Source organism: Billgrantia sp. Q4P2, assembly GCF_052806135.1.
In genome coordinates this window covers 39730-59883 of sequence record NZ_JBRBAI010000010.1, presented here as the reverse complement: position 1 = coordinate 59883, position 20154 = coordinate 39730, and the positions used below count along the sequence as shown (strand labels likewise).

The window sequence follows — 20154 nt, the reverse complement described above, 5'->3', positions numbered from 1 at the left end:
GGCATCTCAGCCGTCGATCTGCTCCTGCAGCCAGGCCAATGCGCCCGGCGTGATGCGCCACTGGTCGCGCATCAGCGTGCGATATTGCCACGCCTCGGCGCGGGTGCCAGGCTCGGCGACGCTGTCCGGCCCCTGCTGCACCGGGCGGGTCTGCTCGGCGCACAGCATGGGCAGCGCATGGGGATTATGGTGGCGCACTTCGCGTAGTGCCTCATTGGCCTCGTCGATACGCTCCAGCCGGAACAGCGCCAGCGCACGCCCCATGAGAAGGCCCAGTACGGGCGTGTCGTCGCGCCGGGTCTCGGTCACGGCCAGCGCCTCACGGTCACGCCCTTCGCGCAGCAGTTGATCGAGCACCAGCTCCTGCAGCCCCAGGCTGTCCTGATCGTCGAGTACCAGCAGCCGCTCGGCCAGGCGCCGCGAGCGCTCCCGGGCGCCCCGCTCCATGCCGACCACCAGTGCCAGGCCGGTACGCAGCAGCACGGCGTTGTCGGCGCTGTCCCACAGGAACGGCCCCTCACCCTCGCCTCGGACCCGCTCGAGCCAGCGCTCGAGACGGTCGGCCAAGGGCTCGAACAGGCTCGGTGACATCCATGGCAGGCTGCCGAAGCGGCTGGTCAGGGCCAGGGTCAACGCCTCCACCACCCGCGGCGAGTCGAGCCATTCGGGATGCGCGCAGAGTTCGCGCAGCCAGTCGCCGGCCTGGACCCAGGGGTCGCCCTTGAGACCCAGCGCGCTCTCGTCATCCACTTCCACCTGGAAGTGTTTGTGCCAGGCGGCGAACAGGGTGTCCTCCCGGGCACTGCTGTGATACTCCAGCTCCCCAGATGCGGTACGCTGCGCATCCAACCCGGGTGCCGTTGGCAGTTCCGACAACAACTCCTGCAAGGCGGCCAGCGGCTCTGCTAGGTCTTCCTCGGCGTTGAGCAGCTGGTCGGCCAGGGTAGCACCGGGGTTCTCCGCCAGGTCGGCCAGGAACTGCAACTGGTCGGGCTCCAGCTCGCCCTTGCGGGCCAGGCGCCGAAACCAGAAGCGTGCGCGTTCCGCGGCTTCCTCCTCATGCCCCTCGTGCAGCAGCAGCATGGCCTCGATATAGGCCAGGGTCGGCGAATCGGGCAGCGCTTGCTGGGCCCGCACGAAGGCGGAACGGGCACTGTCCAGGTCGTCGTTGTCCAGATGCATCAGGCACAACCGCTCCAGGGCCACACCGCGCAGGAACAGCGGGCCGCGTTCGAGCACCTCGTCGAGCAGCTCGGTGCGCTTGCGGATGAAGCCGCGCTCCTGGTAGAGGTCGATCAGCAGTTCGAAGGCGGGTTCGGCCTGGGCCGGCAGGCGCGACCAGTCGGCACGCTGGAACAGCGATTCGAGGATCTGCTGGGCACGCCCGCGCTGGCCCGTCTCGGCGGCAATCAGCCCGGCCTCGAGCAGGGCCTGGGCGGGAGCGTTGCCGCTCTCCAGGGCAGCCTTGAGCGTAGGGCCCTTCCAGTCCCGCAGCGAGAGCATCCACATCAGGTGGTCGGGCACTTCGGCGGGCATCGCGACGGCACCGCAGCAGTGCTTGGTCTTGCGCCCGGAATCGCACCAGCAGGGTTCGTTGCGTCCGGGGCGCGCCAAGGGCTCGCTGGTAAATCCGGTACGTTCGAGCGGAGTCTGGCTCCACAGGATGGGCGCGAGTGCCTGGGCCATGGCCAGGTCACCGCCCATCAACTCGGCACCCTCCTCGCGCGCCCAAGCCATGAAGGCCGGGTAGCGCTCCTCCTCACGGATGGCTGCCAAGGCACCCGAAGCATAGCCCAGCAGCTGTTCCACCCATACTGCCAGCATCACACTCTCCGCCAGTTCAAAAGGCGCATATAGTAACAGGGAAGCGTGGCTCGGTGCTGCACACAAGGCAGGCTGCGCATAGCTTCATCGTCGAGCCCAGGCCAGCAGCGGACGGGTGCGGGCATGCATGTCGAGGCGAGCTCCCAGGCGTACCAGATTCCAGTAGTGTCCGTTAAGCGTGCGCGACAGCAGCAGCACGTCCGCTGGTGGCTGCAAGCGATCCATGGCCGCCCACACCTTGGGGGTGAGATCGCGCAGACGGCGGTGCACCCTGACGTCGGAGAAGTCCTGCGGGCCGGGTTCGAACAGCGGCGCCACCGCTTCGGCGGATTCGCGATACAGCGCCAGCGGCGCACCCTGCCCTTGGCGGCCACCCAGCCGACGCAGAGCATCGTCCATGGCCATGGGGTCTCCCGCCAGGGTGGCATCGAGCAATTGCATCGTCGCCTTGAGGTGCGCTTCCGGCACTGGGATCACCGCACCCAGGTCGTAGATCACCAGCCGACCCTCGGCGTCTACGGCAAAATTGCCGGCATGCGGATCGGCATGCAGTTCGCCGTGGGTGAAGAGTTCTTCGGTGAGCCAGTCGGCCAGGGTCGCGGCCACACGCTGGCGCACGGCATCGTCGGCCTCCTCCAGCTCGCGCAGCGGCGTGCCGGCCACGTAGCGCATGGCCAGCACCCGCGGGCCGGAAAGATCGGGCAACGGCTCGGGAATCAGCAGCCCTTCCAGATGCGCATAGCGTTGCCGGTAGCGCGCCAGCGCGCGAGCCTCGGCGTGGTAGTCGAGTTCGCTGCGCAGGCTGGCGGCAAGTTCTTCGAACAGGGCATCGAGGCGAGCCTGCGACACCTTGAGCCAGCGACCGAGACGCATGATGCGCCTGAGCTGGGCCAGATCGCCCTCCAGCACTTCGGCCAACCCCGGATACTGCACCTTGAGTACCAGCGTCTCGCCACCCCGAGTCACCGCGCGGTGCACCTGCCCCATGGAGGCACTGGCGAAGGGCGTGGGTTCGATCTCGAGGAAGTGGAGGTCCAGCTCACCGTACTGCTCGATCAGGGTGCGTCGTATGCCCTCCCAGGGCATGGGCTCGGCCTGGCGCTGCAGGCGCGCCAGCTCGTCGGCGAGATCCGGCGGCAAGAGGTCGTCCCACTGGGCCATGATCTGGGCCAGCTTCATGGCCGGCCCCTTCAGCTCGGAGAGTCCCTCGAACAGGGCTTCACCCAGCGCGCGCCAGTCTGCCTCGCCGCCGAGCCGGCTGCGCAGCAGGGTGCCGCCGGTACGCGCACCGAGACCGAACAGGCGTCGCGTTCTTCCCCGTTCCCGCATGGTGGGTTCTCCTCTCCCCATCGATTCCTATACGCTACAGGCATTGTACAGCTTGTGGCGTTTTTGGCCCCTGGCCTTGGCGGTCGATTACTGTAAGAATATCCATAAATGACGCGACTCGACTGCAGCGGAAGGGTGACATGCGCCTGATCATCGCCGAAAAACCCAGCCTGGCCCGGGCCATCGCCGACGCCCTGCCAGGTGGCGTGCGCCGTGAGGACGGCGCCATCCACGCCGGTGAAACCGTGGTGACCTGGTGCCTGGGTCACCTGCTGGAGCAGGCCCCGCCCGACGCCTACGACCCCGCCTTCAAGCAGTGGCGCCTGGACCACCTGCCGATCCTGCCGGCGCGCTGGCAGCTCAGCCCGCGGCCCAAGGCCAGGGGGCAGCTCGCTGTCATTCGCAAGCTGCTCAAGCAGGCCCGTGAAGTGGTGCATGCCGGCGACCCGGACCGCGAGGGGCAACTGCTGGTGCAGGAGGTCATCGAGTACCTGGGCTGGAAGGGGCCGGTGTCACGCCTGCTGGTCAGCGACCTCAACCGTCCCGCGGTGCAGCGGGCCTTGACGCGGCTGCAGGACAACGCCCGCTATCAGCCGCTCTACCGTGCTGCCGAGTCGCGCTCCCGCGCCGATTGGCTGTACGGCATCAACCTGACCCGCGCCTGGACCCTGACCGGGCGACAGGCCGGCCACGACGGCGTACTCTCGGTGGGCCGGGTGCAGACCCCGGTGCTCGGGCTGGTGGTGCGCCGCGACGCCGAGATCCGCGATTTCGTCCCCTACCCCTTTCATGTGCTGTGGGCCGATCTGGCGGTGGCCAACGGCAAGCTGCGCGCCTGGTGGCAGCCGGGCGAGAACCACCGGCTAGACGACCAGGGCCGCCTGCTCGAACGCGCTCCGGCCGAGGCACTGGCCGAACGGCTGCCCGGTGCCGAGGGCAAGCTGACCTCGCTCGAGACACGCCAGAAGCGTCAGCCCGCCCCACTGCCCTATTCGCTCTCGGCGCTGCAGGTGGACGCCGCGCGGCGCTTCGGGCTCTCGGCCCAGGCCGTGCTGGACATCTGCCAGCGGCTCTACGAGCGCCACAAGCTGATCACCTACCCGCGTTCGGACTGTCGCTACCTCCCTGAGGAGCATCTGGGCCAGGCACGCTCCACGTTGGAGAGCGCCTGCGGCAGCGATGAGACCCTGCGCGGCTGGCTGGCAGGCGCCGATTTTGCACTGCGCTCCAAGGCGTGGGACGACAAGAAAGTGGGCGCCCATCACGCCCTGGCGCCTACCGGCAAGCCGGCCGAACTCGAACGGCTGGAGCGCGCCGAGGCCGACGTGTTCCGCCTGATCGCACGCAACGTGCTGGCGCAGTTCTATCCGCCGCTGGTCGCTCGCGAAGTGAAAGCGGAGTTCACCATCCTCGGCGAGCGCTTTCGTGCCAGCGGCCAGGAACTGCTCCAGCCGGGCTGGAAGCCGCTGTTCACCACCCGCGACGAGACCCCGCCGCTACCCCCGCTGACAGAAGGCGAAGCCTGCCGGGTGGAAGCATGCGAAGTCGAGGATCGTGAGACACGCCCACCGGAACCCTTCACCGACGCCAGCCTGATCAAGGCGATGATGAACATTGCCCGCTACGTCGACGACCCCGAAGTCAAACGCACCCTGCGCGAGCATGACGGCCTGGGCACCGAAGCCACTCGCGCCGGTATCATCGAGACGCTGATCGAACGCGGCTACCTGGTGCGGCTGAAGAAGACGCTGCGCGCCACCCGGCTGGGCACGGGCCTGATCGCCTCGCTGCCCGAGGCCGCCTCACGGCCCGAGCGTACGGCACTGTGGGAACAGCGACTGACGGCCATCGTCGAGCGTAACGACGACCCTGCTCCGTTCCTCTCCGCCCTGGTCGAAGATCTGCGTGGCCTGCTGGGCAGCGCCGATGCAGGCCGCCTACGCCAGGCCATGGCCACGGCCCAGGGCGAGGCCGCTGCCGCACCGAAGCGACGCGGGGCGGCTGGCAAGAGCCGACGCAGCCGCAGCGCTCCGGGACGAACGCGCCGCAAGCCGCGCACGAGTGCATGATCCCGCGGGCTGGCATCCGGCCACCGGGCATCGGTATGCTGCCTTTGTTCCTTCCGCCAAGGCATCACATGAACGACCAGACTCATCTGATTGTCGGACCCGGCGCCCTGGGTCGGCTACTGGCCATGCACCTGGCCGATGTCGCACCGGTCGTGCTGGCTGGACGCCGGGCGCTGCCCGCCAAGCAGACACTGACCACCCCGGAAGGCACGCTGCACACGCGCCGCCTCGTCACGCACCAAGTCGACCGACTGCCGCCCGCGACGCCCACCTTTCTGCACCTCACCACCAAGGCCTATGCCGCCGAGGCGGCTTATATCGCCGCCATGGCCCGGCTGGCCGGCACCCCGACGCTGGTGCTGTGGCAGAATGGCTACCAGGTACAACCCGAACTCGACCAGCGCCATCCAGGCCCCGTGCTGTGCGCCTCCACCACCGAAGGCGCCTGGCTGAGTGGTGACGACGGCGTCACCCATGCCGGTCGCGGCATCACCTATATTGGCGACCTTGCCAACCGGCATGCCCCATCATGCCGCGAACTGGCCGCCCTGCTCGACCAGGCGGGCCTGGCCGCCGAGGCGGTCACGGACATCGACGTGCGACTCTGGCACAAGCTGGCCGTGAACGCCGCCATCAACCCACTGGTGGCACGCTTTCGCATTCGTAACGGCCAGCTGCGCGACCGCCCTTTTCGGCCCATGGTGGAACGAATCATCGACGAAGTCGCCACGATCATGGCCGCCGAGGACATCGCACCTCCGGTAATGGGCTGGCATGCCCTGGTATGGCAGGTGGTCGCGGGAACCGCCAACAACCGCGCCTCCATGCTACAGGACGTGCTGGCCGGCAGGCCCACCGAACGTGAGGCAATCCTTTGGCCCTTGCTGTCAGCCGCCCATCGGCACGACATCGCCACCCCCAACCTGAGCGAACTCGACGCCATCCTGGCACGCAGTACCCAGCCCCAGCGTTAAGGAGTTGCCTGGCTATCGCCCTGGCAGGCTGCTAGTCTTTCGTCATTGGCTTACTATCTCCAAGCTAGGCGCGTGTTTCGCATAGCGTTTCGCATAGAGACCTCCTGTCAGGCGAGTCGCCTCGCACAGGGAAATGGGACAGGAAACATGAAAACGTGTTTCAGAAGTGCCATCACCATGGCTGCCGGCCTGGCGCTGCTGCCACTCGTGGCCATGGCAGAGACGGGCACGTCACACGTTGTGAACATGCCTCTGCACAGCGAGCCCGACGCCTATACCGAGGCCTCGCATGACCTGCTGGCTTCGCTGACCATGACTCGTCTGGCACCTGCCTACGCCAGCAAGACCAGCGACCTGATGTATCTCGACAACGGTCTCGTGCTGGAGGGAGGCGATCTTCAGACGCCTGACGGCTATACCTCCGGCTTTCGTTTGACGGCGGGCTTCTCGCCGATGAACCTGCCGCGGCTCGACCTGGGGGCCGAGTTCACCTATCGCGAAAGCGACGAGGTTCCGACCCGCCATGCCGATCAGGCAATGCTGGTCAACTCCACCACCCTGGGTGGCAGCCTGGTAGCCGGCGTCCGCCTGGGCCAGGTCGGTCTCTACGCCAAGTCGGGCTTTGCCGAATGGGAGGGCGACCCGGTGTCTCAGAGCGAGCCGCTGTACATGGCGACGACCGGGACCGCCCGAACTCAGGGCTTCGGCGCCAGGCTGCAACACAATCGCCTGGTGAGCCGGCTGGAGTTCGAGGAGATCGATGCCCCCAGCATGGCCCACCTGAACCTGATCACGGCCTCGCTCCATTACGCCTTCTGAGCAACTGCCAGGGCTGACGCATGCCCGACATCTCTGCATTTCACCGGACACCACGGCATCTCAAGCAGGTGTGTTCTATATTCAATCAGCGCTGCATGCCGACATGCGGCCCCTTTACATGAACTCATGACCTGGAGTCACGACGATGAGTCTCAGAATCGGCGATACCGCGCCCGACTTCACGGCCCAAACCACCCAAGGCACCGTGAATTTCCATGAATGGATCGGCGACAGCTGGTGCATCCTGTTCTCGCACCCGAAGGATTTCACTCCGGTCTGTACCACTGAGCTGGGCTACATGGCCAGGCTCAAGCCCGAGTTCGACAGGCGCAACACCAAGATCATCGGCCTGTCGGTAGACCCGGTGGACAACCATACTGCCTGGGCCAAGGACATCGAGGAGACCCAGGGCACCGCGCCCAACTACCCGATGATCGGCGACGACAAGCTCGAGGTTGCCAAGCTCTACGACATGCTGCCCGCCGAGGAACCCGGCACCGCCGAGGGTCGCACCCCGGCCGACAACGCCACGGTACGCTCGGTGTTCATCATCGGGCCGGACAAGAAGGTCAAGGCCATGCTGGTCTATCCGATGACCTCGGGGCGAGACTTCAACGAGGTGATGCGCCTGCTCGACTCGATACAGCTCAATGCCAAGCACACCGTGGCCACCCCGGTGAACTGGCGGCCCGGGGATGACGTGATCATCCCGCCCGCAGTCAGCGACGAGGAAGCCAAGAAGAAGTACCCGGAAGGCTTCACCACCATCAAGCCCTACCTGCGCACCGTCAAGCAGCCTAACTGAAGCCATACCAGGCTTCATTGACGACACCGCCCCGGCAACATGCCGGGGCATTCGCATCCGCGGGTAGACAGCACACAAGAAAAGTCTACGAGCGATGGCCAGACGAGGCGAAAAGCAGCGACAAGACGGAGTTTACAATTCGTAAATGAGTACTTGGCGCTGCTTTTCAACACAGTATGGCCGAGCGCAGTAACTTTTCAGCCCGTATTGCGCAGGCCCGCGGCAATCCCCGCCATGGTCACCATCAGGGCACGCGAGAGTTCGCCGCTGATAGCACCGTCGGCATCGCGGTTACGCTGCAACAGCTCGGCCTGCAAGCCATGCAACGGGTCGATGTAGGGGTTGCGCACCTCGATGGCCTGGCGGATCAGCGGCGTCTGGTCCAGCAACTGCGGCTGGTCGAGAATCTCCAGCACGACCGACTGCAGCTTGGTGAAACGCTGGCGCAGTTGGGTACCGAGCTCCTTGAGGGCGGGCTCGTCGACCAGGCGCTGCTCGTAATAGGAAGCAATGCCCACGTCGCCCTTGGCCAGCAGCATCTCGAGCATGTCCAGGTAGGTGCCGAAGAAAGGCCAGCGGTCGCGCATCTCGCGCAGGACTTCGAGGCCACCCTCCTCTTCCATGCGCGTGGAAAAGGCTTCGCCGCTGCCCAGCCAGGCCGGCAGCATGAGGCGGATCTGAGTCCAGGCAAAGATCCAGGGAATCGCACGCAGGGTCTCGACGCCGCCATCCTGGCGTCGCTTGGTCGGGCGCGAACCCAGTGGCAGGTGCCCCAGTACGCCCTCCGGCGTCACCGCACGGAAATAGGGCACGAAGTCGGGATCCTCGCGCACCACGCCGACATAGGCAGCATGAGCGATGCCGGCCAGGCGATCCATCTCCTCGCGCCAGTGGGGCTCAGGTGCCGGTGGCGGCAGCAGGCTCGCCTCCAGCACGGCACAGGCGTAGATCTCCATGGAACGCAAGGCGATGTCCGGCTGACCGAACTTGAAGCGAATCATCTCGCCCTGCTCGGTGACCCGCAGGCTGCCGTTTACCGAGCCCGGCGGTTGCGACAGGATGGCGGCGTAAGCCGGGCCGCCGCCGCGGCCGACGGCGCCACCACGACCGTGGAACAGGGTCAGCGCCACGCCGTGGCTGCGGCACACCTCCACCAGGCGTTCCTGGGCACGGTACTGGGCCCAGGCCGCCGCCAGTTGACCGGCATCCTTGGCTGAGTCGGAGTAACCGATCATCACTTCCTGCCGTTCGCCGACCAGCGCCCGGTAACCCGATAGCGCCAGCAGCCGATCGACCACGTCGCCAGCCCGGTTGAGGTCGTCCAGCGTCTCGAACAGCGGGGCGATGGGCAGCGACACGACCCCACCGACCTCCTTCATCAGCAGGGCGACCGTCAGCACGTCGGAAGGCTGGGCGGCCATGGAAATGATGTAGGTGCCGAGCGCCTCGGACTGCTCGCTGGCTATGACCATGAAGGTGTCGAGCACTTCGCGGGTCTCGGCCGAGCATTCCCAGCGCCGCGGGATCAGCGGTCGGCGCGACTCGAGTTCGGCGAGCAGGAAGGCCTGGCGCTGCTCCTCGCTCCAGTCACGGTAGTGACCGAGCCCCAGGCACTGGGTCAATTCCTCCATGACCATGGCGTGGCGACTCGCTTCCTGGCGAATGTCGAGCTTGGTCAGGGTCACGCCGAATACCGCCACCCGCCGCAAAGTATCGAGCAACGCGCCGTTGGCGATGGTGTCGAGCCCGACGTCGCACAGCGAGCGGTAGCAGGTCAGCAGCGGTGCGTAGAGCTGGTCGCTGTTCTCGATGATCGGGCCACCCTCGTAGCTCTTGCCGTCGAGCTGGGCCTTGGCCCAGTCGCGGGTCGCTTCCACCCGCTGCAGCAGGCGCTTGAGCAGCTCGCGGTATGGCTCGGCGACGTTGCCGACCTCGGCCCGCAGCGCGCTGTTGCATTTCCACATGGAGAGTTCGGCCTTGAGCTGCTCCAGGTCGCGCAGGTAGAGATCCGCCGCCATCCAGCGCCCCAGCAGCAGCACCTCACGAGTCACCCGCGAGGTGACGTTGGGGTTGCCGTCACGATCCCCCCCCATCCACGAGGCGAACACGATCGGCGCGGCATCCAGCGGCAGGCGCTCACCGGCAGACTCCAGCAACAGGCTGTCGAGATCGCGATGAAACGCCGGCACCGCCTGCCACAGCGAATTCTCGATCACCGCGAAGCCCCACTTGGCCTCGTCCACCGGCGTGGGCCGCTCATGGCGGATCTCGTCGGTATGCCAGGCCTGGCTGATCAGCTCCTCGAGGCGTCCGCGAGCTCGGCTGGCCCGCTCGGGATAGTCCAGCGACGACTCGATGACGGTGAGGCACTCGTCGATGGCATCGTACTTCTGGATCAGGGTGCGCCGGATGACCTCGGTGGGGTGTGCGGTCAGCACCAGCTCGACGCGCATGGTAGACAGGCTCTCGACCAGCTTGCGCGGCGCGTGGCCGGCGCCGCGAGCTCGCGCCAGCAGCTCGGAAAGCACCGGCTGCGAGCCCGGTTTGTAGTCTTCCACCCGGCGAAAGCGCGCCCGGTAGTGCTGTTCGGCGATGTTGGCCAGGTTGAGGAACTGGTTGAAGGCACGCGTCACCGGCAGCAGGTCGCGGTCGGGCAGCTTGCGCAGGTACTCGATCAGCTCGCGGCTGCTCTGCACGTCTCCCTGTCGACCGCTCTTGGCCAGGCCGCGGATGGTCTCGATACGGTCGACGAAGCCCTGGCCCAGGTCATCGGCGATGGTGCGGCCCAGGCTGTCGCCCAGGATGCGTACGTTGTCGCGTAGGGATTCGTGCAGATCGCCGCTCATGGCCGATCTCCTCCTGAAGACGATTCGGAATGTCCAGATGACGTTTCGGAAACTGTGCTCTCGAGCCGCTTGGCCGCTTGCCAATGGCGCTCCATGGTGTCCAGGTCGACATCGCGGGGGGTCATGCCGCGCTCGGCCAGCGCCGCCTCGACATGGCGGAAGCGGCGCTCGAACTTGGCGTTGGTGGTACGCAAGCACTGCTCGGGGTCTGCCTCGAGGGTGCGCGCCAGGTTGGTCACGGCGAACAGCAGGTCGCCGACTTCCGTGGCAGCATGGTGGCGATCGCCCTCGGCCAGGGCCTGCTCGACCTCGTCGAGTTCCTCGCGGATCTTGGCGATCACGCCGCTGGCATCGGGCCAGTCGAAGCCGACCCGGGCGGCGCGCTTGGAAAGCTTGGCGGCACGCGCCAGCGCCGGCAGGGTGCGCGGCACGTCGTCCAGCACCGAGGCGGGTACCGCATCGGTGCTGCGCCCGGCTCGCTCCTCGGCCTTGAGCGACTCCCAGCGACTGCTCACGTGCTCGAGTTCGACCTGCCGCGCCTCGAACTGCTCGGCACTGACCCCGGCGGGGCGACGCGACGCCAGGGTACCGTCGGGAAAGACGTGTGGATGCCGGCGCACCATCTTGGCGGTCAGGGTATGCACCACGTCGTTGAAGTCGAAGCGCCCCTCTTCGTTGGCAAACTGGCTGTAGTAGACCACCTGGAACAGCAGGTCGCCGAGTTCACCGGGCAGCTCATCCCAGGCGCGGCGCTCGATGGCATCGGCCACCTCATAGGCCTCTTCCAGAGTATGCGGCACGATGCTGTCCCAACCCTGCTCGAGATCCCAGGGACAGCCCTGGTCGGGATCACGCAGCACGGCCATCAGCGTCAACAGGTCGTCGATGCCGTGTCGGATCTCGCTCATGTGCCGCCTCCCTTGCGCTTCATCCCCTTGGCACCCGTGCGCAGGCGCTGGACCTCGATCACGTTGGACAATTGCTGAATGCGTGAGAAGAGCCTGCCAAGCATCTCCAGGCCATCGACTTCCACGGTAATGCGCATGCGGGCAATGCCGTCGCGGGTATCGGTCAGGGTATTGACCGAGAGGACGTTGACCTTCTCGTTGCTGAGGATGCCGGTCACGTCGCGCAGCAGGCCGGAGCGGTCCCAGGCCTGGATCTCGATGTCCACCGGATACTGGGTCCGGGCGCGCTGCCCCCACTCCACCTCAATGACCCGCTGCGGTTCATCCAGGCGCAGTTGCAGGATGTTGGGGCAGTCCTGGCGATGCACGGTGACGCCACGTCCCTGGGTGATGAAGCCGACGATCGGCTCGCCGGGCACCGGGTGGCAGCAGTTGGCCATGCTGGTCTTGAGGTTGCCCACGCCCAGCACGGTGATGTCTCCTGTCCCTGCCTTGCCCTGGTCGCGGCGGGGCTTGGCCAGCAGGCGGTCGAGCTGCTCCTGATCGTCGGTTTCGCCGAACAGCTGTTGGGCCTGGTGCAGAACCTGGCCAATACGCAGGTCGCCGGCGCCCAGCGCAGCGTACATGTCCTCGGGGCTGGTGTAGTTGACCTTGTGCGCCAAGGTGTCGAGGTCCATGTCCTCCACGTCCAGGCGCTTCATCTCGCGGTCGAACAGCGCCTTGCCCTCTTCCACGTTCTGCTCGCGGGCCTGGTGCTTGAACCACGACTGGATCTTGGCCCGTGCCCGCGAGGTGCGCACGTAGCCGAGGCTGGGATTGAGCCAGTCGCGGCTGGGCCCACCCTTGCTGGCGGTGAGGATCTCGACCTGCTGGCCGGTCTTGAGCCTGAAGGTGAGCGGCACGATGCGGCCATCGACCTTGGCCCCACGGCAGCGGTGACCGACCTCGGTATGTACGCGGTAAGCGAAATCGATGGGCGTGGCGATGCGCGGCAGATCGATGACGTGGCCGTCCGGTGTGAAGACGTAGATGCGGTCCGGTGCCACGTCACTGGAGAGCCCTTCGCGCAGATCGCTGAAATCGCCGACTTCGTCCTGCCATTCGAGCACTTGGCGCAGCCAGGCGATCTTCTCCTCGTAGCTGGAACTCTTGCCGCCGGTGTCGTGGCCCTTGTAGCGCCAGTGGGCGCAGACACCGAGTTCGGCCTCGTCGTGCATGGCGAAGGTTCGGATCTGGATCTCGAGGACCTTGTTCTCCGGCCCCAACACGGCGGTGTGCAGCGACTGATAGCCGTTCTTCTTGGGGTTGGCGATGTAGTCGTCGAATTCGTTGGGCACATGGTGCCAGCGCGAGTGGACGAGCCCCAGCACGGTGTAGCAGTCGGCCACTTCCGGCACCAGGATACGCACCGCACGCACGTCGTTGACCTGAGAGAAGTCGATGCGCTTGCGCTTCATCTTGCGCCAGATCGAATAGATGTGCTTGGCGCGGCCGTTGACCTCGTATTGGGTGATGCCCTGGGCCTCGAGCATGCCCTTGAGGACGTCGACCACGTCGTGGATATAGCGATCGCGATCCAGGCGCTTCTCGGCCAGCTGGCGGGCGATCGCCTTGTAGTCATCCTCGTGCAGGTAGCGGAAGGAGAGATCCTCGAGCTCCCACTTGACCTGGCCGATGCCCAGGCGATGGGCCAACGGTGCATAGATGTCGAACACCTCGCGAGCCACCTGCAGGCGCTTCTCGCGAGGGGCGTCCTTGACCTGACGCAGAGCGCAGGTGCGCTCGGCGATCTTGATCAGCGCCACGCGCACGTCGTCGATCATGGTGACCAGCATCTTGCGCAGGTTGTCCTGCTGATCGTGCTGGACCAGCCCTTGGCTGGGCACCTGGGCATTGCTGATGGCCGCCATCTGCAACACACCCTCGATCAGGTGCGCCACTTCCTTGCCGAAGCGCCTGGCCACGGCATCGACCGAGATCAACCCTTCACGCACGGCGCGATAGAGCACCGCGGCTTCGAGCGCCGGCTGGTCGAGCTTGAGCAGGGCCAGGATGTCGGCCATCTCCAGGCCCATGCGGTAAGTCGTGTCCTGGGGCAGCCAGGCCTTGTGAGGGCGGTCGGCCTCTTGTGCAAGATGCTTGGTGAGTTCACAAGCCTCGTGCATTTCACCGGGGTCGCGCAGCTTGACGTCTTCCTGCAGGCGCTCCAGCCAGTGAGCGATATCGACGTCGCCATTGTCCGTCAGTGGCTGATCGTCGCGAACTTTCACCATCTCTCTAGGCTCCTTGCGATGACGGCTGCGTTGCTCCGTGTTCCAGCAACAACAGGGACTCCAGATGGGAGGTATGCACGAACATGTCGGCCACCGCCACTCGAGTGATGCGATAACCGCCATGCACGAGTCGTGCCGCATCGCGCGCCAGCGTGGCAGGGTCACAGGCAATGTAGACCAGCCGCGGCACGGGGCGTTCGATCAGTGCACGACATGCCGCATCGGCACCGTCGCGGGGCGGGTCCAGCACCACAGCCTCGGGCGAAAGCCGTGCAAGAAGTCCCGCCACGGCCGCCTCGTCGTTCAGGTCGAGCTGCAGCGCATCGATGTCGAGCCCATTGCGGCTGGCATTGTGCGCAAGCCTGGCCACCATGGCGGGATTGCCTTCCGCCGCCGTGACCGAGGCACCGTCGGTCGCCAGCGGCAGGCCGAAGTTGCCGATGCCGGCGAAAAGGTCCAATACGCGCTGGCCGGCAATCGGCGCCAGCCACTGGCGCGCCGTGGCCACCAGCTCCCGGTTGATCTGCTCGTTGACCTGCACGAAATCACCCGGCGCAAAACCGAGTTGCAGTTCACGCTCGCCACCCGGCAACCGATAGCCAAGCGTCGGTGCCTCACCCAGCCATTCGAGAGTCGGCTCCTCGCGACCCAGCAGGCACGCGACGGCCACGCCATGCGCCTCGCCGAACGCACGCCAGCGCTGCAGGTCGGCACGGTTGTCGCGCAACTGGCGAACCACCACCACCCGTGTGGAATCGGCAGCGATCAGTTCCAGGTGCCCCACCAGGCGTGGCGCCTCGAGTTCGGCCAGCAGTTCCCGCAGCGGCACGATCAGTACTGCCAATTCCGGCAGCAGCACCTCGCAGGTCTGAATATCGACCAGGCGAGTGGCGTGACGGGTGCGAAAACCGAGATGAACACCGCCCTCGGCATCCACCTTGACGCCCAGCCGGGCGCGACGCCGATAGCCGAGCGGCTCCCCGGCCAGCAACCCGGGCGGCTCGGCCAGTGCGACCCCCTCCCGCGCCAGCAGGTCGGTGAGCACCGCGCGCTTGTGTTCACGCTGGGCCGCCACGGCCAGATGCTGCAGGTCGCAACCGCCGCACTGGCCATAGTGAACGCAAGGCGGCTCGACCCGTTCGGCCGCCGGCTCGAGCAGCTCGCGGACATGGGCTTCGTCGTAACGCTTGCGCGTACGGTGCACGGCCACCTCGACCCGCTCGCCCGGCAAGGCCCCATCGACGAACAGGGTCTTGCCGCTGGCAGCACGCGCCACGCCTCGACCGTCGTGGGCCAGGCGCTCGATGACCACAGCCGCATCGGCGCCCGGCGGTGCTGCAGGAGGGGCTTCGCCCGGGCGTCGCTGTAGCCCCGAAACGCCGGAGCGTTGGCGCGCCGGACGTCGCTTGCCAAGCATTGCCACCTCAAGCCTCCGGGGCGAACAGCCCGGTCGAGAGATAACGATCGCCGCGGTCGCAGACGATGAACACGATCACGGCATTCTCGACTTCCTCGGCGATACGCAGCGCACCGGCCAGGGCTCCACCGGACGAGACGCCGGCAAGAATGCCTTCTTCCCGGGCCAGGCGACGCATGTGTTCCTCGGCTTCGTACTGGCCGATATCGAGTACCCGATCGACACGCGTGGCGTCGAAGATGCTCGGCAGGTACTCCTTCGGCCAGCGCCGGATGCCGGCAATGCTGGCACCGTCTTCCGGCTGCAGGCCGACGATCTGGATGTCGGGATTACGCTCCTTGAGATAGCGCGACACCCCCATGATGGTGCCCGTGGTCCCCATGGAACTGACGAAGTGAGTGATCGTGCCCGCGGTCTGCTCCCACAGCTCGGGGCCGGTACCGCGATAATGTGCCAGCGGGTTGTCGGGATTGGCGAACTGGTTGAGCGGCTTGCCCTCGCCGCGCGAGATCATCGCCTCGGCCAGGTCGCGCGCTTCCTCCATGCCGCCCTCCTTGCTGACCGTGATCAGCTTGGCGCCATAAGCGGCCATGGCGTGCTTGCGCTCGCTGGAGGCACTCTCGGGCATGATCAGGATCAGGCGGTACCCCTTGATCGTCGCGGCCATGGCCAGCGCGATACCGGTATTGCCCGAGGTGGCCTCGATCAACGTATCGCCCGGCGTGATCTCGCCACGCGCCTCGGCCTGCTCCAGCATCGACAGCGCCGGGCGATCCTTGACCGACCCGGCGGGGTTGTTGCCCTCGAGTTTGGCCAACAGGGTGTTGTTGCGACCCGCCGTAATGCGCTTGAGCCGCACCAGCGGCGTATGCCCAACGATATCCTCGATGGTAGGAAACTGCATGTAACCGTCCTTAGGGTAACGTCTTTTCAGTAGTATATCCGCGGCGCCATCGACTGGACAGGCATGCCCCTTCAATGTGGCATACTAGGACGGAAGGCCCATGACAAAGGAATGCCGATGTCGCTCGGAAATCGCCTGACACTCTGGATCTTGTGTCTCCCCCTGCTGGTGCTGCTGCTCGTGGCGGTTTTCGTGCTGCATCTGGATACCGAGTGGCGCAAGTCGGCTCTGCACGACCGCATCATGACCGCCATCGAACAGCAGGCACCCGAAATGGCCCTGGCCGTCATCGAGTCCGACCAGTCGCGACTGGACGCCATGGCGAGACGCCTGCTGGACATCGATGAGGCGCGTGGGGTGGGGATCTATTCCGACAGCGGCGCGATCCAACTGGAACTGGGCCGCAACCGCGCCCAGGTCGCGACGACGCCACCGCTCGAAAGATACCTCGATACCAGCAGCGACCTGTGGCGCCTGATGGTGCCACTCGCCCCGACAGAGCTGGAAGGCAGTGTGACCAGCCGAACCTGGCTGGAACTCGACATCGACAGCCGCCCGCTTACCCTCGACTACTATCGGCGCCTTGCCACCACGGGGCTGGGCTTGCTGATCCTGGGCCTGCTGCTGTTCGTGATCGCCTCGGCCCTTGGCCGCCGCGTGGATACCAGCCTGGACGATACCGCCGAGGCACTCAGACGGCTGCGCAGCGGCGATTTCGAGGCTCGTCTGCGCGAGGCAGGAGCTCCGGAGTTACAGCGACTGGCGCGCCACGTGAACGCGCTGGGCGACGAGCTGAAACAGTCTCACGAGAACATGCAGCGCCAGATCGAGCAGACCACCATCGACCTGGAAGAGTCGATGGAGACCATCGAGATCAAGAATATCGAACTCGACCTGGCCCACCGCAGGGCACTGGAGGCCAACCGGATCAAGTCCGAATTCCTGGCCAGCATGAGTCACGAAATTCGCACCCCGCTCAACGGCATCGTTGGCTTCTGCCGCCTGCTGGGGCGCTCGCGTCTCGAACCGCGCCAGCGTGAGTGGCTCGACCAGGTGCAGATCGCCTGCGACAACCTGCTGGCCCTGGTCAACGACGTACTCGATTTTTCGCGCATGGAAGCCGGACGCCTCGAGCTGGAACGTGCCGAGCTGGATATGGTGTCGCTGGTCGACGAGGCGCTGGCTCAGCAGGCACCGCTGGCTCACCAGAAGGGGCTGCATCTGCTGGGTCTGGTCTACGACGACGTACCCTCGCTGCTACGTGGCGACCCGCTACGCATCCGCCAGGTGTTGACCAACCTGATCCACAACGCACTCAAGTTCACCGAGCGGGGCGAGGTCATCGTCCGGGTGATGGTCGAGGAGCAGAATGCCCAGGGGCGCGCGCTGCTGCGCATCAGCATCAGCGATAGCGGGATCGGGCTCACGCCGCAGGAACAGCACAGCCTATTCCAGGCCTTCCGGCAGGCCGCCGCCAGTCATTCCCGCCACTACGGCGGCTCCGGGCTGGGCCTGGCCATCAGCCGGCAACTGGTCGAGCAGATGGGCGGGCAGATTACCGTGGAGAGCGAACCGTCACGGGGTTCGACCTTCTCCTTTACCCTGCCGCTGGATGTCGTCGACAGCGGCGAAGCCACTCCAGAAGCGATTCTCGACAACCACCGGGTCGCCCTCTACGAACCGCACGCCCCGACACGCCACGCGCTGAATCACCTGATCGCACTCTGGGGAGGCCAGGTAGTGGAACTCCACCAGCCGGAGCTGGCGCCTCCCTACCCTTCCCTGCAGGTTGCCGCCCTGCCTATCGAGCTGAACGACGCGCTGCTCGACGAATGGCGGGCCAGACTCCAGGCAAGCCCTTGCCCGGTGCTGCTGCTGGTCAACGTGGCGCCGCTGGAAATGCCGGACCTGCACCTGCCCAGCGGCTGCGAAATCCTGAGCAAGCCGGTTTCGCGCCAGGCCCTGGCGGATGCCTTGCGCCGCTGCAGCGCCGCCAAACGTTGTCCGGCAGCCCTGGAAAAGCGCCCGGTTCGAGTGCTGGTCGTCGACGACAATGCCATCAACCGCCGACTGCTGCGCGAGCTGCTGCAGCGCCCCGGCCTTGAGCTGGTAGAGGTCGGCAGTGGCGAAGAGGCCCTGGCGCTGGCCGAGAGCCCTCCGTTCCAACTGGTCCTGATGGACATTCGCATGCCGGGTATGGATGGCATCGAGACGACCCAGGCGTTGCGCCGCCTGGGAGGGCACTGGTCGAACTGCCCCATCATCGCGGTGACCGCCCATGCCCACGATAGCGAGCGCGAGCGGTTGCAGGCAGCGGGCATGCAGGAAGTGCTGGTCAAGCCGGTGGATTCCAACCGGCTAGAGGCCATACTGCATCGCCATATCGGCCCCGTGTCGCCACCTCTTGCGCCTGCGCTGCCCGCCGCACGAGAGTCAGGGCTCGCCAGCGAGCTGGCCGTCGTCGACATGGAACTCGGCACCCGCCTGGCGAACGGCAACGAAAGCCTGGCACGCGAACTGCTGGACGAACTCGTCGCCTCGCTGTCGGCTACCGCGGACGACATCAGGGCCGCGCTCTCCAGCCAGGACCCCGAGGCACTATTGGACGCCGTGCATGCACTCAACGGCGCCTGCCGCTACTGCGGCGCACCCGCGCTTGCCCTGGTGGCGGAAACCCTGGAAACCCGGCTGCGCTCACGCGGGATGTCGGACGTCGACACACTGGTCGACGAACTGTTCCAGGCCATCGAACGGCTACGCGACTGGCACGCCGGGCATCAGGGCGCGCCTTCCAACACGACCATCGCCAATGCCAACTCGGCCTCGTCGCTCAAGGACAGATGAATCACCCTGACACCTGCCGCAGTGGCCAGCTCGTAGGCCCGCCCCGAAAGCATCAGTGACGGGCGGCCCAGGGCATCGCTGGCCACCTGAATCTCGCCCCAGCGCATGCCGTGGCGCAGCCCGGTGCCCAGCGCCTTGACGAAAGCCTCCTTGGCCGCGAAACGCTTGGCGAGGAAGGCAGCCCTGTCACTGCGCTGAGCCAAGTGTTCACGTTCCAGTTCACCGAGCACACGCTCCGGGAAGCGTTCCCCATGACGCGCCATGGCGGCCTCGAAGCGCGCCACCCGGGCGATGTCGGTGCCGATGCCGATGATCATGCGTGTTCGTCGTCGTGGTGATGATCGTGGTCGTGCTCTTCCAGCGAGGCGATGAACCCCGCCTCCTGGCCAGCGATCATCAACCGCTTCATCTCGGCCACGGCTTCCTTGAGCCCAACGAACAACGCTCGGGCGATGATGGCATGACCGATGTTGAGTTCATGCAGCCCCGGGATCGCCGCAATCGCCTCGACGTTGTGGTAATGCAGGCCATGTCCGGCATTGACCGTGAGCCCCAGCTCCAGCGCCATCTCCGTCGCCGCCGTCAGCCGCGCATGCTCCTCACGGGCCAACTGGCCGGTGCACTCGGCATAGGCCCCGGTATGCAGCTCGACCACCGGCGCCCCGGCGCGCTTGGCCGCCTCGATCTGGGTAGGTTCGGGGTCGATGAACAGCGATACCTCGCAGCCCACCGCCGCCAGGCGCCGGCAGGCAGCCGCAATGGCATCGAAACCGCCGGCCACGTCCAGGCCACCCTCGGTGGTCAGCTCTTCGCGCTTCTCGGGCACCAGGCACACGTGGGCCGGGCGGATCTCCTCGGCCAGTGCCAGCATCTCCTCGGTGACCGCCATCTCCAGGTTCATGCGTGTATTGAGCACCTCGGCGAGGATGCGCACGTCGCGCTCCTGGATATGCCGCCGGTCTTCGCGCAAATGGACCGTGATGCCATCGGCACCGGCCTCCTCTGCCAGCAGCGCCGCCTGGACCGGGTCAGGATAGCGCGTACCGCGAGCCTGACGCAGGGTGGCAATATGATCGATGTTGACGCCAAGCAAAATGCGCGGGGGGTGCATGATTGTCTCCAGCTGCAGGTCGGGGGATGAC

Annotated in this window: 14 protein-coding genes; 5 read left to right on the top strand and 9 right to left on the bottom strand. The window is 66.2% G+C overall.

Annotated features, from left to right (window positions below; genetic code table 11):
* Nucleotides 1-6: 6 nt before the first annotated feature.
* Together ACUY1T_RS16795 and ACUY1T_RS16790 are read right to left on the bottom strand one after the other, a co-directional pair.
* Nucleotides 7-1824 carry an SEC-C metal-binding domain-containing protein gene (locus ACUY1T_RS16795; protein WP_446024723.1) on the bottom strand — a complete coding sequence of 606 codons (1818 nt, stop codon included), beginning with the start codon at nt 1822-1824 and terminating at the stop codon, nt 7-9.
* A gap of 84 nt (nt 1825-1908) precedes the next feature.
* A complete protein-coding gene (locus ACUY1T_RS16790; RefSeq protein ID WP_446024722.1) occupies nt 1909-3153 on the bottom strand; it encodes an ABC1 kinase family protein in 1245 nt (414 codons plus the stop codon).
* Between the two features lie 140 nt (nt 3154-3293).
* On the opposite strand from ACUY1T_RS16790, the gene ACUY1T_RS16785 reads away from it, so the two are divergent.
* The 4 genes from ACUY1T_RS16785 (at nt 3294) to ACUY1T_RS16770 (ending at nt 7820) form a co-directional block, all read left to right on the top strand.
* Nucleotides 3294-5222, top strand: a complete 1929-nt coding sequence (locus tag ACUY1T_RS16785) for a DNA topoisomerase III (RefSeq protein WP_446024721.1) — start codon at nt 3294-3296, stop codon at nt 5220-5222.
* Between the two features lie 68 nt (nt 5223-5290).
* A complete protein-coding gene (locus ACUY1T_RS16780; RefSeq protein WP_446024720.1) occupies nt 5291-6196 on the top strand; it encodes a ketopantoate reductase family protein in 906 nt (301 codons plus the stop codon).
* 147 nt (nt 6197-6343) lie between these two features.
* Entirely contained in the window at nt 6344-7015 is a 672-nt protein-coding gene (locus ACUY1T_RS16775; RefSeq protein ID WP_446024719.1) for a hypothetical protein, read from the top strand.
* Between the two features lie 145 nt (nt 7016-7160).
* Nucleotides 7161-7820, top strand: a complete 660-nt coding sequence (locus ACUY1T_RS16770) for a peroxiredoxin (RefSeq protein ID WP_446024718.1) — start codon at nt 7161-7163, stop codon at nt 7818-7820.
* 197 nt (nt 7821-8017) lie between these two features.
* Here ACUY1T_RS16770 and ppc read toward each other — a convergent pair whose 3' ends face one another.
* From ppc to cysM, 5 genes are read right to left on the bottom strand one after another with little or no spacing between them, the layout of a single operon-like run.
* Entirely contained in the window at nt 8018-10666 is a 2649-nt protein-coding gene (gene ppc / locus ACUY1T_RS16765; RefSeq protein ID WP_446024717.1) for a phosphoenolpyruvate carboxylase, read from the bottom strand.
* Nucleotides 10663-11574 (bottom strand): nucleoside triphosphate pyrophosphohydrolase, encoded by a 912-nt coding sequence (mazG, locus tag ACUY1T_RS16760; protein WP_446024716.1) that lies wholly within the window; start codon nt 11572-11574, stop codon nt 10663-10665. The genes ppc and mazG overlap by 4 nt, the downstream gene beginning before the upstream one ends.
* A complete protein-coding gene (gene relA, locus ACUY1T_RS16755; protein ID WP_446024715.1) occupies nt 11571-13847 on the bottom strand; it encodes a GTP diphosphokinase in 2277 nt (758 codons plus the stop codon). Before relA ends, mazG begins: the two co-directional genes overlap by 4 nt.
* 4 nt (nt 13848-13851) lie before the next feature.
* Nucleotides 13852-15270: a TRAM domain-containing protein gene (locus tag ACUY1T_RS16750; protein WP_446024714.1), complete on the bottom strand. Its 1419-nt coding sequence runs from the start codon at nt 15268-15270 to the stop codon at nt 13852-13854.
* Nucleotide 15271: 1 nt separating this feature from the next.
* A complete protein-coding gene (cysM, locus tag ACUY1T_RS16745; RefSeq protein WP_446024713.1) occupies nt 15272-16168 on the bottom strand; it encodes a cysteine synthase CysM in 897 nt (298 codons plus the stop codon).
* A gap of 117 nt (nt 16169-16285) precedes the next feature.
* Between cysM and ACUY1T_RS16740 the strand changes: the two genes are divergently transcribed.
* Nucleotides 16286-19012, top strand: coding sequence for an ATP-binding protein (locus ACUY1T_RS16740; RefSeq protein WP_446024712.1), 2727 nt, complete (start codon nt 16286-16288; stop codon nt 19010-19012).
* On the opposite strand, the gene acpS is transcribed toward ACUY1T_RS16740, so the two are convergent.
* Complete coding sequence (acpS, locus tag ACUY1T_RS16735; protein WP_446024711.1) at nt 18946-19329, bottom strand: holo-ACP synthase; 384 nt, start codon at nt 19327-19329, stop codon at nt 18946-18948. The two genes, ACUY1T_RS16740 and acpS, sit on opposite strands and share 67 nt — an antisense overlap.
* On the bottom strand, nt 19326-20123 hold the full coding sequence (gene pdxJ / locus ACUY1T_RS16730) for a pyridoxine 5'-phosphate synthase (RefSeq protein WP_446024710.1): 798 nt from the start codon (nt 20121-20123) through the stop codon (nt 19326-19328). Before pdxJ ends, acpS begins: the two co-directional genes overlap by 4 nt.
* Nucleotides 20124-20154: the final 31 nt, after the last annotated feature.

Coding starts and splice junctions, on each gene's coding strand:
- ACUY1T_RS16795 (WP_446024723.1), bottom strand. CDS start 1,824: ATGCTGGCAGTATGGGTGGAACAGCTGCTGGGCTATGCTTCGGGTGCC.
- ACUY1T_RS16790 (WP_446024722.1), bottom strand. CDS start 3,153: ATGCGGGAACGGGGAAGAACGCGACGCCTGTTCGGTCTCGGTGCGCGT.
- ACUY1T_RS16785 (WP_446024721.1), top strand. CDS start 3,294: ATGCGCCTGATCATCGCCGAAAAACCCAGCCTGGCCCGGGCCATCGCC.
- ACUY1T_RS16780 (WP_446024720.1), top strand. CDS start 5,291: ATGAACGACCAGACTCATCTGATTGTCGGACCCGGCGCCCTGGGTCGG.
- ACUY1T_RS16775 (WP_446024719.1), top strand. CDS start 6,344: ATGAAAACGTGTTTCAGAAGTGCCATCACCATGGCTGCCGGCCTGGCG.
- ACUY1T_RS16770 (WP_446024718.1), top strand. CDS start 7,161: ATGAGTCTCAGAATCGGCGATACCGCGCCCGACTTCACGGCCCAAACC.
- ppc (WP_446024717.1), bottom strand. CDS start 10,666: ATGAGCGGCGATCTGCACGAATCCCTACGCGACAACGTACGCATCCTG.
- mazG (WP_446024716.1), bottom strand. CDS start 11,574: ATGAGCGAGATCCGACACGGCATCGACGACCTGTTGACGCTGATGGCC.
- relA (WP_446024715.1), bottom strand. CDS start 13,847: ATGGTGAAAGTTCGCGACGATCAGCCACTGACGGACAATGGCGACGTC.
- cysM (WP_446024713.1), bottom strand. CDS start 16,168: ATGCAGTTTCCTACCATCGAGGATATCGTTGGGCATACGCCGCTGGTG.
- ACUY1T_RS16740 (WP_446024712.1), top strand. CDS start 16,286: ATGTCGCTCGGAAATCGCCTGACACTCTGGATCTTGTGTCTCCCCCTG.
- acpS (WP_446024711.1), bottom strand. CDS start 19,329: ATGATCATCGGCATCGGCACCGACATCGCCCGGGTGGCGCGCTTCGAG.
- pdxJ (WP_446024710.1), bottom strand. CDS start 20,123: ATGCACCCCCCGCGCATTTTGCTTGGCGTCAACATCGATCATATTGCC.